1 protein-coding gene is annotated in these 661 nt (G+C 37.4%); it reads left to right on the forward strand.

Going from position 1 to position 661, the window contains the following annotated elements; genetic code table 11:
• Positions 1 to 318 precede the first annotated feature (318 nt).
• The coding region (locus JHD69_RS20025; RefSeq protein ID WP_199142102.1) for a universal stress protein at positions 319 to 661 on the forward strand (343 nt) is incomplete at its 3' end.

Here is a 661-nt window from a genome sequence, read left to right on the forward strand (position 1 = left end):
TCTCATCAGCATGAAAAGTTAAATACAATAAACATCTTTTTTGATTTCTAGTTTCCATTGTTCAATTCACAAATTACCATGCACCATTAGCGCGTGTTTGCTCCCTCCATGTCAAATTGATGTCTTCCGCTAAGCAATATCTTAAAAATCGGGCTTTCTAATTTTACATTTTAAGCGCTTAGTGGATTTTATATTTGGGTGATACGGCCTTGATGTAAAGCATATTACACAGTTAACATCAATATTCTTAGTGACAATTATCATTGCCGCCTTTAACAGGCAAGGGTAATTTTATAGCCAGTACACAAAATATCCTAAATGGAAAAAATTCTGGTTACTACCGACCTATCTGCTAATTCTGCATCAGCCGTTCGTCTTGCGTATAAAATCTCGCAGCTAAGAGGAGCTACTTTGGTAATCGTGCACGTTTATCATGTTTTACGGCCATCAAATTGGCGTGAGCACAGGTATGAAAGCTATTGTAACTCCAGAAGGGAATTTATACTCAACAAGCTGATCAAATTTTTAGGCCGCATCTTTAGCCATATCAACGACCCGGCAACAAACTATGAAATAGACCTTCAGATGAGCCCAAATACAATCACCTCTATTTTAGATTGTGCTACAAAACATCGCTGCATTTATATATGCACCAGTATCC

The sequence above is a fragment of the Pedobacter sp. ASV12 genome, from assembly GCF_016429155.1.
In the GTDB taxonomy this organism is placed as follows: Bacteria; Bacteroidota; Bacteroidia; order Sphingobacteriales; family Sphingobacteriaceae; genus Pedobacter.